The organism is Gilliamella sp. W8136 (genome assembly GCF_016101285.1).
In the GTDB taxonomy this organism is placed as follows: domain Bacteria; phylum Pseudomonadota; class Gammaproteobacteria; order Enterobacterales; family Orbaceae; genus Gilliamella; species Gilliamella apicola_N.
Genome location: NZ_JACFQU010000060.1, coordinates 1 through 352 on the forward strand (window position 1 = coordinate 1; position 352 = coordinate 352).

Sequence of the window (352 nt, forward strand, 5' to 3'; positions counted from 1 at the left end):
TTAAAAGGCCTGACTCCGGTTGAATATCGAAATCAGGCCTTACAAGCCGCTTAATAAAAGTGTCCAACTTTATGGGGTCACTTCAGAGTAGGCTTTTTTATTTAAAATTGGTCGGCGAGAGAGGATTACTCGCATTTCATGCTCGCCCTACGGGTCGTTGCTAAAGCAACGTTGTCTCGCTACGCTCGGCTCGAACCTCCAGTCGGTTCTCATCCTCTCAAAATGCAGATAATAAAAAAGCCTACTCAATGAGTAAGCTTTTTTATTTAAAATTGGTCGGCGAGAGAGGATTCGAACCTCCGACCCACTGGTCCCAAACCAGTTGCGCTACCAAGCTGCGCTACTCGCCGTT

1 tRNA gene and 1 other RNA gene are annotated in these 352 nt (G+C 46.6%); both read right to left on the minus strand.

Annotated features, from left to right (window positions below):
- Positions 1–108: 108 nt before the first annotated feature.
- Positions 109–233, minus strand: a non-coding RNA gene (locus H3T96_RS14645) — RtT sRNA.
- A gap of 40 nt (positions 234–273) precedes the next feature.
- Positions 274–350 (minus strand) — tRNA-Pro (locus H3T96_RS14650).
- Between the last annotated feature and the right edge of the window lie 2 nt (positions 351–352).